The following is a 21348-nucleotide window of genomic DNA, read 5'->3' on the forward strand; positions in this document are numbered from 1 at the left end:
GGAGGCATTATACTATTCAAAATAACAATCCTATATATTTACCCTATAATAACCCACCAAATATAAACCCATTAGAATTTCAAAAAAAGGCGTCTCTTAAGATAGCCTGAAAATATTAATTAAAAGCACCTACAAATATATTTAAGTCACGTTAATCGCGTATTCCCACCCCAATCCGTATACTTTGCAAGTATTCTGAAATTAATATTCACATTATGAATCACTCTGAAAAAGGATATTTCCATGTATATGGGTAAGAAATTACTGTTAGCAGCGGCTATGGCTGGCATTGTGTCGGGTTCTGCTTTTGCTGAAGATCAAGGCTCTGGCAAAATCAAATTCAAAGGTGTTGTTATTGACGCACCGTGCAGCATCGCACCAGACAGCGTTGATAAAGAAGTCGATCTGGGTGAAGTGACTACGGCCGTTATCAACGCCAACAAAAAATCCACGCCGGTTCCGGTCGATATTAATCTGGAAAACTGCCAGCTTGACGATCCGGCAGACGAAACCGACACGCCAATTACCAAAGTGGATGTCACCTTCACCAGCGCAGCGACAGACGCGACAGACACCAGCCTGATGAGTAACACCTATGCAAGTGGTGCGCAGAACGTGGGTGTACGTCTGCTGGATAATGCGGAGGCTGCTATCACGCTGGGAGAATCCAACGAGGTTGAGTTGCTGGCAGGATCAACCACCCAGACGCTGCATTTCAAAGCGGTTATGGAAGTCCCCACGGGTAAAACTGCGACGGCAGGCCAGGTTGAAGCCACGGCTAACTACGTCCTGTTGTACAAATAATTCTGTTACGTAACAGTATTAGCCGACTGGTAATTCATGCCGGTCGGCATCCTTTATATATTCGAGTAACAGGATGATGACATACAAATTACAATGGATAATCATCATTGCATCCCTGTTAATGACGAGACTTACCTCTGCCACTGAATTTAATATAAACGCCATCGATAAAGATCAGCGCGGCAGCGTCGATTTATCACGTTTTAAAGATCAAATATCGGTTACGCCGGGAAGCTATTTCGTTACGGTTTCAGTTAATGATATTCCGCTGGCAAATGGCTGGCTCCTTCGCTGGAGAGAAATAAATAACGCGGTTCAGGTGTGTATTCCTCCCGAACTGGCCGATACATTTGCGTTACAGGATGAGGTTCGTCACGCTTTGCCAGAAAAAGAGGGATGCGTTGATTTCGCCGCCAGACCAGACATCAGATTTACGTTTGAGCAAGATAGCCAATCCCTGAATGTGACGATCCCCCAGGCATGGCTGCAATACCGTGCGGTGGACTGGATGCCGCCATCCACCTGGGACAACGGCGTGCCGGGCGTACTACTGGATTACAATCTTTTTGCCAGCCATTATCAGCCCAATAGCGGCAGCAGCAATAACAACGCCAATACCTATGGCACCGTCGGTGCGAACATGGGCGCGTGGCGCCTGCGAAGCGATTACCAGTACACGCGAAGCGATACTGAAGCAGGCTCAGAGCAGGATGGCCGTTTTTCACGCGTATATATGTTCCGCCCTCTGCCCTCAATCGGAGCGAAACTGACGCTGGGTGAAACGGATTTCCAGTCCGCAATTTTTGACGCCTTTACCTATACCGGCGCATCGCTTATCAGCGAAGAACGTATGCTGCCATGGTCGCTGCGCGGCTATGCCCCGCAGATTACCGGGATAGCGCAAACCAACGCCACGGTGACCGTAAGCCTTGCCGATCGCGTGATTTACCAAAGTAAAGTGCCACCAGGCCCGTTTGTTATTCAGGATCTTAACCAGTCGGTTCAGGGCACGCTGGACGTCAAAGTCACGGAAGAGGACGGCCGCGTCAGCACCTTCCAGGTCTCTGCCGAGTCCGTGCCGTTTTTAACGCGCAAGGGTCAGGTTCGCTACAAGTTCGCGGCGGGTAAAGCGCGCCAGGGTGCCTCCCATAACGTTGAAGATAACGCCTTCATGAGCGGCGAATTTTCCTGGGGCATGCTGTCACACACCTCCCTGTATGGCGGCACGCTGACTGATGGCGACGGTTATCGTTCCGTCGCTGCCGGGATCGGCCAGAATATGGCCTGGCTGGGGGCGCTCTCTTTTGACGTCACGCAGGCCACCAGCCAGCTGCCACACCAGCGCAGTCAGACGGGTTACAGCTATCGCATTAACTACAGCAAGCGTTTCGATACCACCGGCAGTCAGCTTACGCTTGCCAGCTACCGCTACTCAGACCCCCAGTTTTTGAGCTACGCCCGCTACCTTGATTATGACGACGGTGACCGCCAGTCGGAGAAACAAACCCTGAGCGTGACGGCAAGCCAGTACATTTCGGCGTTATCCCTGAACCTGTACGTCAACATGCTGCGTCAGACATGGTGGAATGATTCACCTTCCACGACCGGCAGCATCACGGCGGGCTACAACTTTGATATGGGCCGCTGGAAGAACCTCGGCGTAACCCTGTCCTGGAGTAAAACGCATTACGATGAGGAAGACGAAAGTGACGATACTCAGTTCTATCTCTCGCTCAGCGTACCGCTCGATCCCGACCATCGTCTTAACTATGACCTGCGTAACAGCGACACGCTGAGTCATAACGTGTCGTGGTATGACACGTCGGATCGCAATAATACCTGGGGCGTTTCCGCAGGCGCGGAGAGCGGAAAGCCAGATTCCGGCGCGCAGGTCAGCGGGAATTATCAGCATTATTCTACGTACGGCGATCTCAATCTCTCAGGCAGCTATAAAGCTGACGAATATAACTCCCTCAGCGCGAGCTGGAGTGGTTCCTTCACCTCAACGGCGAAAGGCGCCGCGCTGCACCGGCGAAGCTACGGTAATGAACCTCGTGTGATGGTCAGCACCGACGGGGTAGGCAATATCCCGCTGAACATGTCGCGAGATGAGACCAACCGTTTTGGCATCGGCGTTTTACCGTCATTCTCCAGCTATTCCCCCTCCAGCGTGCAGGTCAATCTGAACAACCTCCCTGATGGCGTGGACGTAGACAACCGCGTCGTGACCTCAACCTGGACTGAGGGAGCCATTGGTTATCGTCAGATTGCCACGCGCGCAGGTAAGGACGTGACAGGCGTTCTGCGAATGTCATCAGGAGCGCCACCTCTCGGGGCGATTGTTCGCCTGGAAGCAAGCAATTTGCAGGTTGGGATGGTGGCCGATGAAGGCCGCGTCTGGCTGGCCGCCGTTGAGCCAGAACAGCAGTTTCGCGTGACATGGGGCGACAACCAACAGTGTCGCTTCTCGTTACCTTCTCACTTAGAAAACAGTATGCAGTTGATACTGCCGTGTCAGTAAGAAATCATCATGAAATTAACGCCGTTTAAAAGCCTGTGCCTGATGCTAACCAGCACAGCATTTGCTACCCACGCAGCCATTAATCTGGACCGCACGCGCATTGTTTTTCCAGAAAGCGACAAGGCCAGCAGCCTGAAAGTGGACAATCAGAGCAAGGTGCTGCCTTATCTGGCGCTCTCCTGGATTGAAGATGAAAAGGGACAAAAAGAAGATACGCACTTTATGGCGCTTCCCCCCATTCAACGTATCGAAGCGGGCACCTCGTCGCAGATAAGGATTGTTAAACAAGCCACTACTCGCCAGCTGCCAGGAGACAGGGAATCGCTGTTTTATTTCAACCTGCGTGAAGTACCGCCAAAAAACACCAGCGCCAGCGAGGAGCGCAGCGTGATGCAGGTAGCAATGCAGAGCCGAATTAAGCTGTTCTGGCGTCCAGAAGCGATTAGCAAAAAATCCGGCGAACTGACTGAAATGCGAATGGAAATTTCCGCCAACGCGGATGGGCTCACGGTCCACAACCCTACGCCGTACTACATCACGCTGGCGTGGCTGAGCAAAAATGCTAAAACCATGCTGCCGGGTTTTGACAGTCTGATGATTGCGCCTTTCGCCACGGCAACCGCGTCTACCGGCGATTACCACGGTAGTTATTACAGCATCGGCTATATCGACGATTACGGTGCCCTGAAAAAAGTCGACGTGCAGTGCACCGGAACGGCGCAATGTAAACTTACCGAACGGAAAATCGATAAAGATGCGAAAGCTCGCTAGTGTCCTGCTTACATTGCTGCTTTCAGCGCTGCCTTTGGAAGATGCCATGGCGCTTAACTGTTATCTGGGTGGCTCTGGCGGTTCCGTCGAGGAGACAAAAACGATCTCCCCCTTTGCCATACCCAGCAACGCCCAAATTGGCCAAAAAATATGGGAGTCTGATGACATTAAGATTCCGGTGACGTGTGATAACAACGTCTCGAGCAATTTTAAGCCGGAAGATGTCTTTGCCTGGGTAAATCCTTATCCTGCCGCAACCGATCCCTATTATGAGCTGGGCGTCACCTATGAAGGTATAGATTACGATGCTACAGGTCAGCCCAACGGCGTGGATACCCGCCAGTGTCTGGACAACAATAACATCACTATTTACACCCCTGCTCAAATCCGCCAGATGGGGTGGGAGAATCGCATTTGCTCTGGTAATCCGGATGATATCCATATTTCGCGCACGTTCGTCGCCCGATTACGACTTTTCGTGAGAATAAAGGCTGTGCCGCCGCATGGCTATGTCAGTTCGCTCAGCGATTACATCGTTGTGCAATTTGACGGTAAGGGTGGCGTTAATCAGATGGCCGACGCGAAGAACCTGAAGTATCACATCAACGGGCTGCAAAACATTACGGTACTTGATTGCGGGGCGACGTTTAGCATTTACCCTGAGAATCAGGAGATCGACTTCGGCACCTTCAGTGCGCGCGACATTGTGAATCAGCAGAAGCGTATTCGCATGTTTTCAATACGAACCACCAAAGTGCAGGATGCCCAGTGCTCGGACGGATTTAAGATGGACTCGTCATTTTACACAACCGAAACGCTCAGCGCAGACGACACCGCGGTACTAATAGGGAATGGGTTAAAGCTGCGTATTCTTAACGGAACGGAGCCTTACACATTCAACCAGTACAAGGAATACGCCGATTTTACGGGCGATATGATGAATCTTGAGCAAAACTACACGGCTGAACTTTCGCGGGATGAAGGAAAAGCGATTCAGTCCGGGCCGTTTGAAACCGTGGTACTGTTCAAAATTAACTACCACTAGAAACAAAAAAGCCGGGTTTCCCCGGCTTTTTCACATCAGCATGTTCAGCTGGCTTTACGCTCATGCGCCCGGCGGTATTCAACCAGGTCTTCAATCGTCACCACTGGCATATTGTGCAGACGCGCAAAGGTGATGCACTCCGGCGCGCGCGCCATGGTGCCATCATCGTTGGTCAGTTCGCACAGCACGCCTGCGGGTTTGAAGCCAGCCAGCGTCACCAGATCGATGGTCGCTTCGGTATGACCACCACGGGTCAGCACGCCGCCCGGCTGCGCGCGCAGCGGGAAGACATGACCAGGGCGGTGCAGATCGGAGGGTTTTGCACCATCAGCAATCGCTGCACGCACGGTAGTCAGGCGGTCAGCCGCCGACACCCCGGTGGTGACGCCATGTGCCGCTTCAATGGTCACGGTGAAGCCGGTACCAAAGGCGCTGGTGTTGTTTTCAACCATCATCGGCAGATCAAGCTGCTGGCGACGGTCTTCGGTGATGCACAGGCATACGATGCCGCTACCGTGACGGATGGTCAGCGCCATCTGCTCAACGGTCATGTTCTCGGCGGCAAAAATCATGTCGCCTTCGTTTTCACGGTTTTCATCGTCAAGCACCATCACACCGCGGCCTTCGCGCAGTGCATCCAGTGCATGTTCAACACGTTGAGTTGAAGTGCCAAAAGAGGAAAGTAGCGTCTGATTCATGGTAAAAAAACCTCATTAACTTTATGGTTACCAGAATCAGGGCAGTCTTAGGAGCGCCGTACAAGCGGCAAAAAAATAACGTGAGCGGGCCTTGCCCGACTGGATCGTTACTCTCTCCCATCCGGACTCTAACCGTCGGCCCCGGAATTACACCGGATCTGCTGACCTTTGAGAATTCACCCAAAGCGCTCGCGGGCTTTCAGCGTTAAGCTGATTTACCGCCGGTGGGGAATTTCGCCCCGCCCTGAGAATAAGCGAGATAACTATAACGCTATTGATTACCCTGGGCAATGCATAAGCTTCAAACAATTTTGTTTAACCCGCGGCATGACGCGCTACAATAGGCACTAACACCTTTTCATCAAGGGAAACGACAATGATTGACCCAAAGAAAATTGAGCAGATCGCGCGTCAGGTTCATGAGTCCATGCCGAAAGGTATTCGTGAGTTTGGTGATGACGTTGAGAAGAAAATTCGCCAGACGTTGCAGGCACAGTTGGTTCGCCTTGATTTAGTCAGCCGCGAAGAGTTTGACGTGCAGACGCAGGTGCTGCTGCGCACCCGCGAGAAGCTGGCGCTGCTGGAACAGCGTCTGAGCGAGCTGGAGAGCCGCAATGCGCCGGAAGAGGTGAAGCCAGCGCCAGCTATTCCACCGGTGGATGACCAGGCATAGTGCGGTCTGTTGTGCCCGGTGACGGCTACGCCTTACCGGGCCTACATGAACGCGTAGGTCGGGTAAGGCGCAGCCGCCACCCGACATAAAAAAACGGGCCAACTGGCCCGTTTTTTACTGACTGTCTTTCTGGATCTTCTTAATGATGTTGGTGGTTGAACACCCGTCCTCAAAGTTGAGCACCATCACTTCACCGCCATTCGCCCAGACCTCTTCGCTACCTGCGATTTGCTCTGGTTTGTAATCACCGCCCTTCACCAGCAGGTCAGGCAGAATTCCGGCAATCAGGCGCTGCGGAGTGTCTTCTTCAAATGAGACCACCCAGTCCACCGCTTCCAGCGCGCCGAGCACTATCATGCGCTGCTCCAGCGGGTTCACCGGACGCGTTTCACCCTTCAGTCGTTTGGTTGAGGCATCGCTGTTGACCGCCACAATCAGGCGGTCGCCCAGCTTGCGCGCATTCGCCAGATACGAGACATGACCCGCATGCAGGATGTCGAACACGCCGTTCGTCATCACCACTTTTTCACCGCGTTTGCGCGCGGCGGCAACGGCCACTTTCAGCTCGTCTTCGGTCATGACGCCAAAGCCGGTATCCGCACGCCCACGCACCGCATTTTCCAGCTCGATTGGCGAAACGGTGGAGGTTCCGAGTTTACCGACGACCACGCCCGCCGCGGCGTTCGCGAAGTAGCACGCTTCTTCCAGGGAGTTCCCCGCCGCCAGCGTCGCTGCCAGCACGCCGATCACCGTATCACCGGCACCGGTCACGTCGTACACTTCCTGCGCCTGAGTTGGCATATGCAGCGGCGCCTTGCCCGGTTGCAGCAGCGTCATGCCCTGTTCGGAACGGGTCACCAGCAGCGCAGACAGCTCGAAATCAGCGATGATTTTCATGCCGCGCTCAACCAGCTCTTCTTCAGTTTTGCACTTGCCCGCCACCGCTTCGAACTCAGAGAGGTTGGGCGTCAGCAGGGTTGCGCCGCGATAGCGCTCGAAATCGGTGCCTTTCGGGTCGATCAGCACCGGAACGCTGGCTTTGCGCGCCAGCTGGATCATGGTCTGCACGCTCGCCAGCGCACCTTTGGCATAATCAGACAGCACCAGCGCGCCGATATTACCCAGCGCCTGGCTAATACGCTCGTGTAGCGGCTCAGGATCAACGCCTTCGAATCCTTCTTCGAAATCGAGGCGGATCAGCTGCTGGTTACGCGACAGGACGCGAAGCTTGGTGATGGTTGGGTGGGTCGGAACAGAAACGAAGTCGCACTTCACGTTCACGTCCGCCAGCGACTGACTCAGGGCACGCGCCGCATCGTCAATGCCGGTCAGGCCCACCAGACGCGAATGCGCGCCCAGCGAGGCTATGTTCATCGCCACGTTTGCCGCGCCGCCTGGACGCTCTTCAATGGTGTCGACCTTAACTACCGGCACCGGCGCTTCCGGAGAGATACGGCTGGTCGGCCCATACCAGTAGCGATCCAGCATCACATCACCGACAACCATAACTCCAGCACGTTCAAACTCTGGCAGTGTTACTTTCATTCCTGACTCCAGAAAGATTCACAATTTGCGCGCGATAATATCACACTTGTTTTGTTACGCACGGTTCCACCAGCCACTTCTGCCAGCTTGTGGTCACCTGCGCGCGTTCATCGGTGAAACAGTCCAGCGCCACATGGCCCGGCTGTTCCTGTAAGGCCAGATGGTGCAACTCATCACGCAGCGTGGTGTAGGCGCGGGTTAATGCCTGCGCCTCCTGCTCATCCATAATGTCGTTCTGCGCCAGCAGTTCCAGTATGCGCACGTTATCCGACCAGCGGGTCAGCTTCGGCTTATCGTGCGCGTGCAGCAGCACCAGGTACTGAGTGATAAACTCGATATCGGTAATGCCGCCTTCATCGGCTTTAATATCAAAGCGATCGCGATGTTTGTTGCCAAGGTGCGCGCGCATCTTCTCCCGCATTTCCCGCACTTCGGTTTGCAGCGTACTGCCCTCGCGCGGGGTCGTCATGACCGCCTTGCGGATCGCATCGAACTGCGTTTTGAGCTGCGGATCGCCGTATACCACGCGGGCGCGCACCAGCGCCTGATGCTCCCACGTCCAGGCTTCGTTCTTCTGATAGTCGGCGAAAGCCTCCGTCGAGGTGACCAGCATGCCTGCCGCGCCGGACGGGCGCAGACGCGCATCCACTTCATACAGAATGCCGGATGAGGTGCGAGTGCTGAACAGGTGCATGATGCGCTGGGCCAGGCGCAGGTAGAACTGCCGCCCGTCGATTTCACGCTCACCGTCGGTCATCACGTCAACCGGACAGTCGTGGAGGAAAATCAGATCCAGATCGGAGCTGTAGCCCAGCTCCCAGCCGCCCAGCTTGCCGTAACCCACCACCGCAAAACCGCGGCCTTCACGGTCAGCAAGGTGCTTCGGCTGCCCGTAGCGGGCCACCATCTGCACCCACGCCTGGTGGACCACCGCGTCGATGATCGCTTCCGCCAGCCAGGTTAAGTGATCGCTCACTTTCATTACCGGCAGGGTACCGGCGATATCTGCCGCCGCCACGCGCAACATCTGTGCCTGCTTAAACTGACGCAGCGCCTCAAGCTGTTGCTCTTCGTCCTCTTCCGGCACGCGCAGCAGATACTGACGCAGCTCGTCGCGGTAAGCATCCGTCGCCGTCGGCTGATAGAGCGTATTCGGGTCGAGCAGTTCGTCGAGCAGCAGCGGATAACGCGCCAGCTTGTTCGCCACCATCGGGGAGGCGGCGCAAAGGGAAATCAGATGCTTCAGCGCGCCGGGAAACTCACTTAACAGTTCAAGGTAGGTGGTACGCGTGACGATCCCGCTCAGGAGCGGCATCATGCGCGACAGCGGCACCGGCGCATCCTCGCGGGAGCAGACATCGCTCAGCAGATGCGGCATCAGATGATCCAGCACCTGACGACCGCGCGGGCCAATGGCGCGTTTGTTCAGTTCGAGGCGGAAGTCGGCGATTAACGCCACCACGCGATGGCGGGCATCGTCGCTTAAGTGCGCCAGCACCGGCGTGGTGTCATCTTCCTGAAGCGCGTCCTGCCACAGTTCGCGCCAGTGCTCGGAGAGCGCATCGTCCTGCGATTCACTTTCGTCGTCGCCGATCAGATCGTTAAAGATGCGGCGCACGCCAGCCATATGCGCTTCCAGCCGTTGCGTCAGCGCCGCCCAGTCATCCACCCGCATCCCCCAGGCCAGACGCGCCCGGTTCAGCTCATCGCCCGGTAACGTCTGGGTCTGTTCGTCGTTGATACTTTGCAGCAGATTTTCCAGACGACGCAGGAAGAGATAAGCGTCACACAGCGTTTGCGCGTCGCCTTCCGGCAGCAGATGCAGCTGATCGATAGCGCTGAGCGTTGGCAGCAGCGAACGGGATTGCAGAGAAGGTTCGCGCCCGCCGCGTATCAGCTGGAAGACCTGGACGATAAATTCGATCTCACGAATGCCGCCCGCGCCGAGCTTGATGTTGTCCTTCAGGCCACGGCGACGCACCTCGCGGGCAATCATCCCTTTCATATTTCGCAGGGACTGGATAACGCTAAAGTCGATGTAGCGGCGGAACACGAACGGGCGCAGCATGGCGCGCAGCTCGTTGGCGTAGGCATCGTCGCTGTCGCCCATGATCCGCGCTTTGACCATCGCGTAACGCTCCCAGTCGCGCCCCTGCTCCTGGTAATAATCTTCCAGCGCGGCAAAGCTCAGCACCAGTGGCCCGCTGTCGCCAAACGGACGCAGACGCATGTCCACGCGGTAGACAAAACCATCCTGGGTGGGCTGATCCAGCGCCTTAATCAGCCGCTGGCCGAGGCGGGTAAAGAACTGGGCGTTGTCCAGCTCGCGACGACCGCCGCGCGTGGAGCCGTTCTCCGGCCAGGCAAAAATCAGATCGATGTCTGAGGAGAAATTGAGCTCGCAGCCGCCCAGCTTGCCCATCCCCAGAATCAACAGCGGTTGCGGAACCCCGTCTTCGCTGCACGGCGTGCCCCACTCTTTACAGCAGGCGGCGTAGAGCCAGTCCCGCGCGGCGACAATCAACGTCTGCGCCAGCTCGCTCAACTGCTGCAAGGTACTCTCTTCGCTCACCAGCTCCAGCGCCTGCGCCCAGGCAATGCGTACCATCACCCGGCGGCGGAACTGACGCAGTACGCGCATCAGCGTGGCTTCGTCTGCCACCTCTGCCAGCGCGGTTTGCAGCCAGCCAGCATAATGCCGCCACTCGTCAGCCTGCGGCGGCGCGCTTTCCAGCTCTGCCAGCCAGTCCGGGTTGGCGCTGACGCTCTCCTGCACAAAATCACTGAACGTGAGCACGCTTTTCGCCTGCTCGCTTAACGATGACGCGGGTAACGACTCAGGCAGGCGTTCGCAAACGGTCTGCCAGTGCTGCTGTAACTGCGAAGAAAGCGGCATATCAGGGGTTCCTTGCCAGAATTAACGTTTTCCGCTGTGCAGCCAGTACGGATCCTGCGAAATGGCCTCGTTGCGGAAATGCTCGATCTCAATCTGCTGACGGGTCTCGATGGCATGCTTAAGCCCCTGCCAGTTCTCCAGCCAGGCCTGCGCCTTCACGCCCTCATACGCACCTGACAGCAGCAACATGCTGTCGATGTTACGCGCCAGGCGGGGAAGCTGATCGCCATACTGGTCGCCCAGCGGATGCGCGAAGGTGGTTCGCAGCTCGGCCGCGTGACGGGAGAGGTGGATATCCGCAAAACGTTTGAAGTTTTCCGCGATTTTAGTCTGCCCTTTCGCATCGAGGAAAATGCGCCAGCCGCGCGTCACCAGAAATTCGGTCAACGCCAGTTTCGCGCTGGCGTTTTGCGGGCTGTAGATCGCCGTTTGTGCCGACACGTCAGAAAGCATCAGCGTTTCGGTTTGAGTGAGCAGATCACGTAAGTGAGCACTGGCTTTACGCGGTACAATACCGCCGAACAGCGCCAGGGTGTGACGCACCAGACCCATAGCAGCGAGCACCTGTTTTTTGGCATTTTTCACGTTACGCGCCCACAGCTCCTCGTGGTACTGCCACTGAGAGAGCGCCAGCTCCAGCGCCGCTTCCATGCCCTGCTCAACGGAGGCTTTCGGCACAACGCGCAGAATCGGGGTTTCTCGCAGCACGCGCGGCGCATTCCCGGCGGCCAGGTGATAGCCGCGCGCCGCTTTACTCAGGCTGCCCTGACGCAGGCCAGGCTGGTTTACCAGCTTGCGCGCCAGCTTCAGCACGTCGCTCGCGTCGCCTTCCAGCAGTTCAAGCTCCAGCTCGCAGATCGGCTCCTGCTCTTCACCAGCCTTAATTTCACCCCGATCAAACGCGATCTCAATACGGCTCTTGCCTTCCGTCACCAGCCATTTCTCGCGCCAGAAATCGGTGCTGAACAGCGGTTGCGCCTCTGCCGACAGCGTTGCGGGCAGCGTCCCTTCCGGCCACACTTCCGCCGGAAAACGATCCAGCTCAAGTTCTGGCTTACTGATGTCGATATTGTATTCCGGACGCTGGTGCAAACCGCCCACCACGCGACCGGCGATTTTCATCGTCATCTCGTAGCGCCCGTTCGCACCACGGATGCGCAGGCCCATATCATGGTTGCGCAGCCAGTTGTCCGGCGTTTCGTAATAGATGTTGAGCAGCTGTACGGGTTCATGGTGCTCGCCGGACAGCGTATTCAGATGCTGGCGGAGCGCGTCAGCGCTGTCTTTTTCGACGATAAACTTTAATTCGATCTCTTGTGCCATAGCCTTGTACTTTTGCGTGCGTCACAGACGCGTCGATGAAGGCGAACTTCCTCGCCATTTGTTTGTCAGTACATAGTATTTTGCGCCAAATTGCCACGCAATGAGCAATTTGACGGGCGTAAAAGTTTAAAGCGGTGGAAATCATGACACAGATGATTCCGATTGATGATGAATCCTTTGCGTAGCGACACTGATACCACTACTATCGTTCCACTTTTTATGAAAATAACGACTGATATGCTTAAATTACGCCTGATTGGACTTACTTTACTCGCTTTTAGCGCCGCAACCGCGGTCCACGCTGAAGAGAAACGTTACGTTTCTGATGAACTGAATACCTGGGTACGCAGCGGCCCTGGAGACAATTATCGCCTCGTGGGTACGGTAAATGCCGGCGAGGAAGTGACTCTGCTGCAAACTAACGCAGACACCAATTACGGTCAGGTTCGTGACAGCTCTGGCCGCACCTCATGGATCCCGCTGAAAGAGCTAAGCACAGTGCCAAGCCTGCGCACCCGCGTGCCGGATCTGGAAAATCAGGTGAAAACCCTGACCGATAAGCTGAACAACATTGACGGTACCTGGAACCAGCGCACCGCAGAGATGCAGCAGAAAGTGGCGCAAAGCGACAGCGTGATCGCCGGCCTGAAAGACGAAAATCAGAAGCTGAAAAATGAGCTGATCGTCGCACAGAAGAAAGTAAACGCCGCTAATCTACAGCTGGATGACAAACAACGCACCATCATCATGCAGTGGTTTATGTATGGCGGCGGCGTACTGGGCGTCGGTCTGGTGCTGGGTCTGGTGCTTCCTCACCTTATCCCAAGCCGTAAACGTAAAGACCGCTGGATGAACTAACTCGTCTTCTCTGCCACACTTACGTATCATCTTGCGAAAAGAGAAAACGGGAGTGTTGGCGTGAAGAGTTATCTGGTCGGTGGTGCGGTACGTGATGCGTTATTAGGTCTGCCGGTCAAAGATAAAGACTGGGTCGTGGTCGGTGCCACGCCCGAAGCGATGATTGACGCGGGCTACCAGCAGGTAGGCCGCGATTTTCCTGTGTTCCTCCATCCGAAAAGCCGGGAAGAGTACGCCCTGGCGCGTACCGAACGGAAATCCGGTTCCGGTTATACCGGCTTCACCTGCTATGCCGCGCCGGATGTGACGCTGGAGCAGGACTTACTGCGCCGCGATCTCACCATTAACGCCCTGGCGCAGGACGAAAACGGCCATATTATCGACGTCTACGGCGGCCAGAACGATCTGCGCGACCGTCTTTTACGCCATATTTCCCCCGCCTTTTCTGAAGATCCGTTACGCGTACTGCGCGTGGCGCGTTTTGCCGCCCGTTATGCCCATCTCAGCTTCCGCATCGCCGACGAGACGATGGCGCTGATGACGGCCATGACCGACGCGGGCGAGCTGGAACATCTGACGCCAGAACGCGTCTGGAAAGAGACCGAAAACGCCCTGACTACCCGCAATCCACAGGTCTTTTTCCAGGTTCTGCGCGACTGCGGGGCGCTGAAAGTGCTGTTCCCGGAAATAGACGCGCTGTTTGGCGTGCCCGCCCCGGCGAAATGGCACCCGGAAATTGATACCGGCATTCACACCCTGATGACGCTTAGCATGGCCGCTATGCTCAGCCCTGAAGTGGACGTGCGCTTTTCCACCCTCTGCCATGACCTCGGCAAGGGGTTAACGCCAAAGGAGTTGTGGCCACGCCACCACGGGCACGGTCCGGCTGGCGTAAAGCTGGTTGAAGGGCTTTGCCAGCGCCTGCGCGTGCCGAATGACATTCGCGATCTGGCAAAACTGGTCGCCGAGTTCCACGACCTGATCCACACCTTTCCGATCCTGAAACCCGCCACCATCGTCAGGCTGTTCGATAACATCGACGCCTGGCGCAAGCCGCAGCGCGTGGAGCAAATTGCGCTGACCAGCGAAGCGGACGTGCGCGGCCGTACCGGGTTTGAAGCGTCCGATTATCCGCAGGGTCGTTTGCTGCGCGAGGCGTGGGAAATCGCAAAAGCGGTGCCAACGAAAGAGGTGGTGGAGGCAGGGTTTAAAGGCCCGGAGATCCGCGAAGAGCTGACGAAACGGCGGATTGATGCGGTTGCGGCGTGGAAGGAAAAACGTTGCCCTCAGCCGAAAGACTGAGGGCGGTCGGTCATCAGAAGAAGACCACGTACACGGCAGCCGCGACGATAAAGCGGTAGATCGCGAACGGAATAAACGAGATACGCTTAATCAGTTGCAGGAAGGTTTTGATGGCAATCAGCGCCACGATAAAGGCGGTGATAAAGCCCACGGCGAACATCGGAATGTCGCCTACGGTCAGGAAGCCGATGCTTTTGTAGAGATCCAGTGCGGTGGCGCCCATCATCATCGGTACCGCCAGCAGGAACGAGAACTCAGACGCCGCGTAACGGCTCACGCCCATCAGCATCCCGCCGGAAATGGTTGCCCCTGAACGGGAGAAGCCCGGCCACAACGCCAGACACTGGAAGCAGCCAATCATAAACGCCTGGCGATACGTCATATCGTCCAGACCTTCTGCACGCGGGGTTTTTGGCTTCAGCACTTCGGCGGCAATCAGCAGGAAGCCGCCGACAACCAGCGCGTACATCACGTTAATCGGGTTGAAAAGCGATTTTATGGTGTCGTGGAACACCAGCCCCAGCACCACCGCCGGGATCATCCCCAGCAGAATATGAATCAGCGTCAGGCGCCCCTTGCCCTCTCCTTCACGCTGCGGTAAACGCCCGAAGTGGATGCCGATCAGACCAAACAGACGACGCCAGAACATGACGACCACCGCCAGAATAGAGCCCAGCTGAATCACCACCTCAAACGTCTTTGCGGTATCGCCTTCAAAGCCCAGGAGATGGCCAACGATAATCATATGGCCCGTACTGGACACCGGCAAAAACTCCGTCAATCCTTCGACCACACCCAGAATTGCCGCCACCAGCAGCGAGTGCATATCGCTCATCTATAAACCCCTAAAAAGATATAAAAAAACGGTGTCCCACGCGGACAACCGTGAAAGATACAGCTTTAAGACCGATATAACCTAAAATGGTTTAGCTATTATGACGTTAAATCTTTTCCTTTCAGATTTGTGCCACGCTCAATGATGACGCCCACGTTGGCGGCGCGCGCCACCGCGCCCGGCTTGCTTAGTTTGATGCGCACCCACGGGGAGTTAAATTTGCTCAGTAGCAGGTCCGCTACCTCTTCCGCCACGCGTTCCACCAGCGCAAATCGTTGCCCTTCCACGTGGCCAACTACCGCTTCACTGATGTCGGCGTAGCTCAGACAGTCATTCACATCATCGCTTTTTGCTGACTTGCGGTTATCCCAGCCCATTTCGATATCGAACACCAGTTTCTGCTCGATGGTCTGTTCCCAGTCGTAAACACCAATTGTGGTGATTACCGAAAGTTGCTCTATAAATACAATATCCATCACGACCTGCCTGCTTTTTGGCTAAACCGGATACCACTTCCGGCGAATTATGCGTATTATCCACAGATGCTGAGAATACAGATACATTTTCAAAACGGAACAGCGTTATGAGTGCAATCGCGCCTGGAATGATTATCCTCGCCTACCTTTGCGGCTCAATCTCCAGCGCCATTCTGGTCTGCCGCATCGCCGGGTTGCCTGACCCGCGTGAAAGTGGTTCCGGGAATCCGGGGGCGACCAATGTACTACGAATTGGCGGCAAGGGAGCAGCCGTAGCGGTTTTGATTTTTGATGTTCTGAAAGGAATGCTCCCCGTCTGGGGTGCGTATGCGCTGGGCGTCACACCCTTCTGGCTGGGGCTGATTGCTATCGCCGCCTGCGTCGGCCATATCTGGCCCGTTTTCTTTGGTTTTAAAGGCGGTAAAGGCGTTGCAACCGCGTTTGGCGCGATTGCGCCGATCGGCTGGGATCTCACTGGCGTGATGGCGGGCACCTGGCTGCTGACCATCCTGCTGAGCGGCTATTCATCGCTGGGCGCCATCGTCAGCGCGCTGATCGCTCCGTTTTATGTCTGGTGGTTCAAACCGCAGTTTACCTTCCCGGTATCGATGCTCTCGTGCCTGATCCTGCTGCGTCATCATGACAACATTCAGCGCCTGTGGCGTCGCCAGGAGACCAAGATCTGGACGAAGCTCAAGCGTAAAAAGAAAGACGCTCAGTAAACCGTTCGTTATGCCTTATAACCAAATGTGATTTTTGTCCCCTTCTGCCTGTGGTAACTGTTAGGTACACAACACAACCACATAAAAGAAAATGGCAGAAATCACAGACACAACTCCCCTCCCAACGGCAGGAAACACCCCGGATGGCGACATCAAGTGGGTACGCAGCGCATCGGACGTTTCACGTCTCGTTAATGACGGCTCTCAGGGCCGGGCCAATGCCCGCATCGTGGTCGGTATCGCGCTCGGGGGAATTTTTCTCGATGCCTACGATCTCGGCGCGCTGGCATTCGGCATCAAAGACATCACCCGCGAATTTAACCTGACGCCCGCTGGTACCGGCATGGTGGCTTCAGCCATTACCTTTGGCGCGATTGTCGGGGCGCTGCTTGGCGGCTATCTTACGGATAAAATCGGGCGCTACCGCGTCTTTATGGCCGACATGGTGTTCTTTGTCGTCGCCGCTATCGCCTGTGCGCTGGCTCCGAACGAATATGTGCTGGCGGGCGCGCGCTTTGTGATGGGTCTTGGCGTCGGGATCGACCTTCCCGTGGCGATGGCGTTTCTCAGCGAGTTCGCCAGGCTGAAAGGCCCGGGGAATAAAGCCTCCAGCGTGGCAATGTGGTGCCCCACCTGGTATGCGGCCATCAGCATCTCTTATCTTCTGGTGCTCTTCTTCTACGCCGTGCTGCCGGAAGGCCACAGCGACTGGCTCTGGCGTCTGATCCTTGGCTTCGGCGCGGTGCCCGCGCTGGTGATTATCGCCATCCGCAGCCGCTATATGAGCGAATCCCCGGTCTGGGCGGCGAATCAGGGCAATCTGAAGGAGGCGGCGTCCATCCTGCGGCAGTCGTACAACATTAATGCCCACGTGCCGCAGGATGCGCTTGACCAGCCCGCGCCGGTGGTCAATAAGGCAAAATGGTCGAACTACCTGAATCTGTTCCGTGGTATCTACCTGCGGCGTACCACGCTCGCCACGCTGCTGTCGGTCGTCTCCTCGTTCGCCTATAACGCCGTAGCCTTTGGCCTGCCGGTGATCATTTCCAGCTTCTTTGTGCAGTCGATGCTGACCACCATTCTGATCTCGCTGGCGCTTAACCTGCTGTTTGCGTTTGTCGGCGGGCTGCTGGCAGTGCGCTATGTTCCGCGCTTCGGCGCGTGGCGGATGTCACTGGCGGGTTACGCCTGCCAGCTGGTGGCGCTGCTCGGTCTGGCGCTGATTGGCCGCCCTGACGGGGCCACGGAAGGCGTGGTCGCCGTCGCGATGCTGGCGCTGTTCCTGTTTGGCCAGGGTTTTGGTCCGGGTGCGCATACCATGACGTTTGCCTCCTTGAGCTACCCGACCTCGCTGCGCGGCGTGGGCGTGGGGCTTAACCAGACGCTGATGCGCAGCAGTTCAACGCTGTCACTGTTTCTGTTCCCGCTACTGGTCGCGTCGCTGGATACCGCCGTGTTCTGGGTGATTGCGCTGGCGCCGTTTATCGGCCTGGTATCGCTGCTGGCGATCCGCTGGGAGCCGTCGGGGTATGATGTGGATGCAGAGGATTATCGCTAGCCTTTCTTGCCGGGTGACGCTGCGCTTACCCGGCCTACATTACTGAAACCGGCTCACATGAGCCGGTTTTTTATCCATAAGCGACTCATATGACAGCCTTCATTTCCGCCAGGGCATACTGAAACGTACCCCGATAGTGTGGAAATGGAAGCACCATGTTAGCAACTCAGGTCACTGATAATTCATACAAAGGCTGGCAGGCCACGCTTGCCCTCCAGTTTTGTTATACCCCTGAGAAAACCCTCCTCCATTCCGCGCGTCACACCGGGCCGCTCACCGTTCAGCGCCCGTTTTACCCTGAAGGCGAGACCTGCCATCTTTACCTGCTGCATCCACCAGGCGGGATTGTGGGCGGGGATACGCTGGATATTTCCGTGCGGCTCGACGCCAAAAGCCATGCCCTCATCACCATGCCCGGCGCCAGCAAGTTCTATCGCAGCAGCGGCCCGCTGGCCTGTCTGAATCAGCATTTTTACCTCGACGAAGAGGCCACGCTGGAGTGGCTGCCGCAGGACACCATAATTTTCCCCGGCGCTAACGCCGCGCTGCGTTCCGTCTTCCACCTTAAGGCCACCAGCACGCTGCTGGCGTGGGAGCTGTACTGTCTGGGCCGTCCGGTGATAAACGAATCCTTCAGCCACGGCACGCTGGAGAGCCGCCTTGAGGTGTGGGTGGATGGCGAGCCGCGTTTGATTGAGCGACTGCATCTTAGCGATGGCGATCTGTCGCCCGTCGCAGGCCATCCGTGGGTCGGCACGCTGCTGTTCTACCCGGCCCGGGAAGCACATCTTGATACAGTGCGCGAGCGGCTCGCCCCGCTGGAAAACTTTGGCGGGGCGACGCTCACCGACGACCTGCTGTCGGTGCGTTTTCTCTCCCACGACAACCTCATTTGCCAGCGGGTGATGCGCGATATCTGGCAGTCGCTTCGCCCGCTTTTAACCCCCAAAACCGCCTGTTCGCCGCGTATCTGGCAGACATAAGAGAAACGCTATGGAACTGACTCCCAGAGAAAAAGACAAGCTGTTGCTGTTCACCGCCGCGCTGGTTGCCGAACGCCGCCTCGCGCGCGGGGTAAAGCTCAACTACCCGGAATCGGTCGCGCTGATCAGCGCCTTTATTATGGAAGGCGCACGCGATGGCGAAACCGTCGCCTCGCTGATGGAAGCCGGCCGCCACGTCCTGACGCGCGATCAGGTGATGGAGGGCGTGCCGGAGATGATCCCGGATATCCAGGTGGAAGCCACCTTCCCGGACGGATCCAAGCTCGTCACCGTCCACAATCCGATCGTGTAAGGAGCGCGTGATGATCCCTGGCGAATACCGGATCCAGTCCGGCAACATTGCGCTCAACGTCGGGCGCGAAACCCGAAGTGTGATCGTGGAAAACCACGGCGACAGGCCGATCCAGGTCGGCTCGCATTACCACTTTTACGAGGTCAACCCGGCGTTGAAATTCGATCGCGAAGCCACTCGAGGCTACCGACTCAACATCCCGGCCGGTACTGCCGTGCGCTTCGAGCCCGGCCAGAAGCGGGAAGTGGCGCTGGTGCAGGTGACGGGCGCGCAGCGCATTTTTGGTTTTCGCGGCGAGGTCATGGGCGAGGTGAAACATGGCTGAGATTTCACGCCAGGCGTATGCCGATATGTTCGGCCCCACTACCGGGGATAAAGTGCGGCTGGCCGACAGCGAGCTGTGGATCGAAGTGGAAGACGATCTCACGATCTACGGCGAAGAGGTTAAATTCGGCGGCGGAAAAGTGATCCGCGACGGCATGGGACAGGGGCAGATGACCGCCGACGACTGCGTGGATCTGGTGCTCACCAACGCGCTGATTGTCGATCACTGGGGGATTGTGAAAGCGGATATCGGCATAAAAGATGGGCGGATCTTCGCCGTCGGCAAAGCCGGAAACCCGGACATTCAGCCCGGCGTGACGATCCCGATTGGCGCGGCAACGGAAGTGATCGCCGCCGAAGGGAAGATCGTCACCCCTGGCGGGATCGACACCCATATCCACTGGATCTGTCCGCAGCAGGCGGAAGAGGCGCTGGTCTCCGGCGTCACCACCATGATCGGCGGCGGCACCGGCCCTGCGGCAGGTACAAACGCCACCACCTGCACGCCGGGGCCGTGGTATATCGCCCGCATGTTGCAGGCCGCCGATACGCTGCCGGTGAATATTGGCCTGCTGGGCAAAGGGAACGGTTCAAACCCGGACGCGCTGCGCGAGCAGATCGCGGCTGGCGCCATCGGGCTTAAGATCCACGAAGACTGGGGCGCGACGCCTGCGGCAATCAACTGCTCGCTGGAGGTCGCTGAAGAGATGGATATTCAGGTGGCGCTGCACAGCGACACACTGAACGAGTCCGGTTTTGTCGAAGACACGCTGGCCGCCATCGCCGGGCGCACCATCCACACCTTCCACACCGAAGGGGCGGGCGGCGGCCATGCGCCGGATATCATCACCGCCTGCGCGCACCCGAATATTTTGCCCTCCTCCACCAACCCGACGCTGCCCTACACGGTGAATACCATCGACGAGCACCTGGACATGCTGATGGTCTGTCACCATCTCGACCCGGATATCGCCGAGGACGTGGCATTTGCGGAATCCCGTATTCGTCGGGAAACCATCGCCGCCGAAGACGTGCTGCACGATATCGGCGCGTTCTCGCTCACCTCGTCAGATTCACAGGCCATGGGCCGCGTGGGGGAAGTGATTATCCGCACCTGGCAGGTGGCGCACCGCATGAAGGTGCAGCGCGGCGCACTGCCGGAAGAGACAGGCGAGAACGACAACTTCCGCGTGAAGCGCTATGTCGCCAAATACACCATTAATCCGGCTCTTACCCACGGCATCGCCCATGAGGTCGGTTCTATTGAGGCGGGCAAGCTGGCGGATCTGGTGGTCTGGTCCCCCGCTTTCTTTGGCGTCAAACCGGCCACCATCGTCAAAGGCGGGATGATCGCCTGCGCGCCGATGGGCGACATCAACGCCTCGATCCCCACGCCGCAGCCGGTGCATTACCGCCCGATGTTTGGTGCACTTGGTGCCGCACGCCACGCCACGCGGCTAACGTTTGTCTCGCAGGCCGCTGATGCCAGCGGCATTCCGCAGCGGCTCGGATTGCAAAGCGCCACCGCGGTGGTGAAAGGCTGCCGGACGGTGAAAAAGGCCGACATGATCCACAACGATTTACAGCCGAATATCACCGTTGACTCGCAAACCTATGAGGTTCGCGTCGACGGCGAATTGATCACCAGCGAACCGGCAGAAGTTTTGCCGATGGCGCAACGCTATTTTCTGTTTTGAGGAG

19 protein-coding genes and 1 riboswitch are annotated in these 21348 nt (G+C 56.9%); of the genes, 13 read left to right on the plus strand and 6 right to left on the minus strand.

Annotated elements, in window-relative coordinates; translation table 11 throughout:
• Positions 1-243: 243 nt before the first annotated feature.
• The 4 genes from ACOTXC_RS04475 to ACOTXC_RS04490 all read left to right on the plus strand — a co-directional run bounded on the left by ACOTXC_RS04475 (position 244) and on the right by ACOTXC_RS04490 (position 5141).
• Positions 244-804: a fimbrial protein gene (locus tag ACOTXC_RS04475; RefSeq protein WP_022649431.1), complete on the plus strand. Its 561-nt coding sequence runs from the start codon at positions 244-246 to the stop codon at positions 802-804.
• A 76-nt stretch (positions 805-880) separates the two neighbouring features.
• On the plus strand, positions 881-3325 hold the full coding sequence (locus ACOTXC_RS04480) for a fimbria/pilus outer membrane usher protein (protein ID WP_045307993.1): 2445 nt from the start codon (positions 881-883) through the stop codon (positions 3323-3325).
• A gap of 9 nt (positions 3326-3334) precedes the next feature.
• Positions 3335-4096: a fimbrial biogenesis chaperone gene (locus ACOTXC_RS04485; protein WP_023306972.1), complete on the plus strand. Its 762-nt coding sequence runs from the start codon at positions 3335-3337 to the stop codon at positions 4094-4096.
• Positions 4080-5141: a type 1 fimbrial protein gene (locus ACOTXC_RS04490; RefSeq protein WP_048965607.1), complete on the plus strand. Its 1062-nt coding sequence runs from the start codon at positions 4080-4082 to the stop codon at positions 5139-5141. The genes ACOTXC_RS04485 and ACOTXC_RS04490 overlap by 17 nt, the downstream gene beginning before the upstream one ends.
• Before the next feature lie 44 nt (positions 5142-5185).
• On the opposite strand, the gene ribB is transcribed toward ACOTXC_RS04490, so the two are convergent.
• Positions 5186-5839 (minus strand): 3,4-dihydroxy-2-butanone-4-phosphate synthase, encoded by a 654-nt coding sequence (gene ribB / locus ACOTXC_RS04495; protein ID WP_003862538.1) that lies wholly within the window; start codon positions 5837-5839, stop codon positions 5186-5188.
• A gap of 105 nt (positions 5840-5944) precedes the next feature.
• Positions 5945-6095: riboswitch (FMN riboswitch) on the minus strand.
• Between the two features lie 120 nt (positions 6096-6215).
• Between ribB and ubiK the strand changes: the two genes are divergently transcribed.
• Positions 6216-6512: a ubiquinone biosynthesis accessory factor UbiK gene (ubiK, locus tag ACOTXC_RS04500; protein ID WP_000566823.1), complete on the plus strand. Its 297-nt coding sequence runs from the start codon at positions 6216-6218 to the stop codon at positions 6510-6512.
• Between the two features lie 114 nt (positions 6513-6626).
• Here the strand turns inward: ubiK and hldE are convergent, their stop codons facing one another.
• From hldE to ACOTXC_RS04515, 3 genes are read right to left on the minus strand one after another with little or no spacing between them, the layout of a single operon-like run.
• Positions 6627-8057: a bifunctional D-glycero-beta-D-manno-heptose-7-phosphate kinase/D-glycero-beta-D-manno-heptose 1-phosphate adenylyltransferase HldE gene (hldE, locus tag ACOTXC_RS04505; RefSeq protein ID WP_015571898.1), complete on the minus strand. Its 1431-nt coding sequence runs from the start codon at positions 8055-8057 to the stop codon at positions 6627-6629.
• Between the two features lie 40 nt (positions 8058-8097).
• Complete coding sequence (gene glnE / locus ACOTXC_RS04510; protein ID WP_421767437.1) at positions 8098-10953, minus strand: bifunctional [glutamate--ammonia ligase]-adenylyl-L-tyrosine phosphorylase/[glutamate--ammonia-ligase] adenylyltransferase; 2856 nt, start codon at positions 10951-10953, stop codon at positions 8098-8100.
• A gap of 21 nt (positions 10954-10974) precedes the next feature.
• Entirely contained in the window at positions 10975-12276 is a 1302-nt protein-coding gene (locus tag ACOTXC_RS04515) for an inorganic triphosphatase (protein ID WP_048965605.1), read from the minus strand.
• Between the two features lie 237 nt (positions 12277-12513).
• Between ACOTXC_RS04515 and ACOTXC_RS04520 the strand changes: the two genes are divergently transcribed.
• On the plus strand, positions 12514-13134 hold the full coding sequence (locus tag ACOTXC_RS04520) for a TIGR04211 family SH3 domain-containing protein (protein ID WP_001303390.1): 621 nt from the start codon (positions 12514-12516) through the stop codon (positions 13132-13134).
• Positions 13135-13194: 60 nt separating this feature from the next.
• Positions 13195-14436 carry a multifunctional CCA addition/repair protein gene (locus ACOTXC_RS04525; protein WP_022649438.1) on the plus strand — a complete coding sequence of 414 codons (1242 nt, stop codon included), beginning with the start codon at positions 13195-13197 and terminating at the stop codon, positions 14434-14436.
• A gap of 13 nt (positions 14437-14449) precedes the next feature.
• Here ACOTXC_RS04525 and bacA read toward each other — a convergent pair whose 3' ends face one another.
• Both bacA and folB read right to left on the minus strand, forming a co-directional pair.
• Positions 14450-15271, minus strand: a complete 822-nt coding sequence (gene bacA / locus ACOTXC_RS04530) for an undecaprenyl-diphosphate phosphatase (protein WP_003862545.1) — start codon at positions 15269-15271, stop codon at positions 14450-14452.
• A gap of 98 nt (positions 15272-15369) precedes the next feature.
• Positions 15370-15747, minus strand: a complete 378-nt coding sequence (gene folB / locus ACOTXC_RS04535; protein WP_023298628.1) for a bifunctional dihydroneopterin aldolase/7,8-dihydroneopterin epimerase — start codon at positions 15745-15747, stop codon at positions 15370-15372.
• 107 nt (positions 15748-15854) lie between these two features.
• Here folB and plsY point away from each other — a divergent pair, with 107 nt between their 5' ends.
• The 6 genes from plsY to ureC all read left to right on the plus strand — a co-directional run bounded on the left by plsY (position 15855) and on the right by ureC (position 21344).
• Positions 15855-16469, plus strand: a complete 615-nt coding sequence (plsY, locus tag ACOTXC_RS04540; protein WP_022649440.1) for a glycerol-3-phosphate 1-O-acyltransferase PlsY — start codon at positions 15855-15857, stop codon at positions 16467-16469.
• 91 nt (positions 16470-16560) lie between these two features.
• Positions 16561-18027: an MFS transporter gene (locus ACOTXC_RS04545; protein ID WP_023306976.1), complete on the plus strand. Its 1467-nt coding sequence runs from the start codon at positions 16561-16563 to the stop codon at positions 18025-18027.
• Positions 18028-18182: 155 nt separating this feature from the next.
• Positions 18183-19010, plus strand: coding sequence for an urease accessory protein UreD (locus ACOTXC_RS04550; RefSeq protein ID WP_108367905.1), 828 nt, complete (start codon positions 18183-18185; stop codon positions 19008-19010).
• A gap of 10 nt (positions 19011-19020) precedes the next feature.
• Positions 19021-19323: an urease subunit gamma gene (locus ACOTXC_RS04555; protein WP_003862556.1), complete on the plus strand. Its 303-nt coding sequence runs from the start codon at positions 19021-19023 to the stop codon at positions 19321-19323.
• 10 nt (positions 19324-19333) lie between these two features.
• The gene (locus ACOTXC_RS04560; RefSeq protein WP_022649443.1) at positions 19334-19648 is read left to right on the plus strand and encodes an urease subunit beta; all 315 of its coding nucleotides are present in this window, start codon (positions 19334-19336) and stop codon (positions 19646-19648) included.
• Positions 19641-21344, plus strand: coding sequence for an urease subunit alpha (gene ureC / locus ACOTXC_RS04565; RefSeq protein ID WP_023306978.1), 1704 nt, complete (start codon positions 19641-19643; stop codon positions 21342-21344). The genes ACOTXC_RS04560 and ureC overlap by 8 nt, the downstream gene beginning before the upstream one ends.
• The last annotated feature ends 4 nt before the right edge of the window (positions 21345-21348 follow it).

It is taken from the genome of Enterobacter cloacae complex sp. IR5428, assembly GCF_049238585.1.
GTDB lineage: Bacteria > Pseudomonadota > Gammaproteobacteria > Enterobacterales > Enterobacteriaceae > Enterobacter > Enterobacter intestinihominis.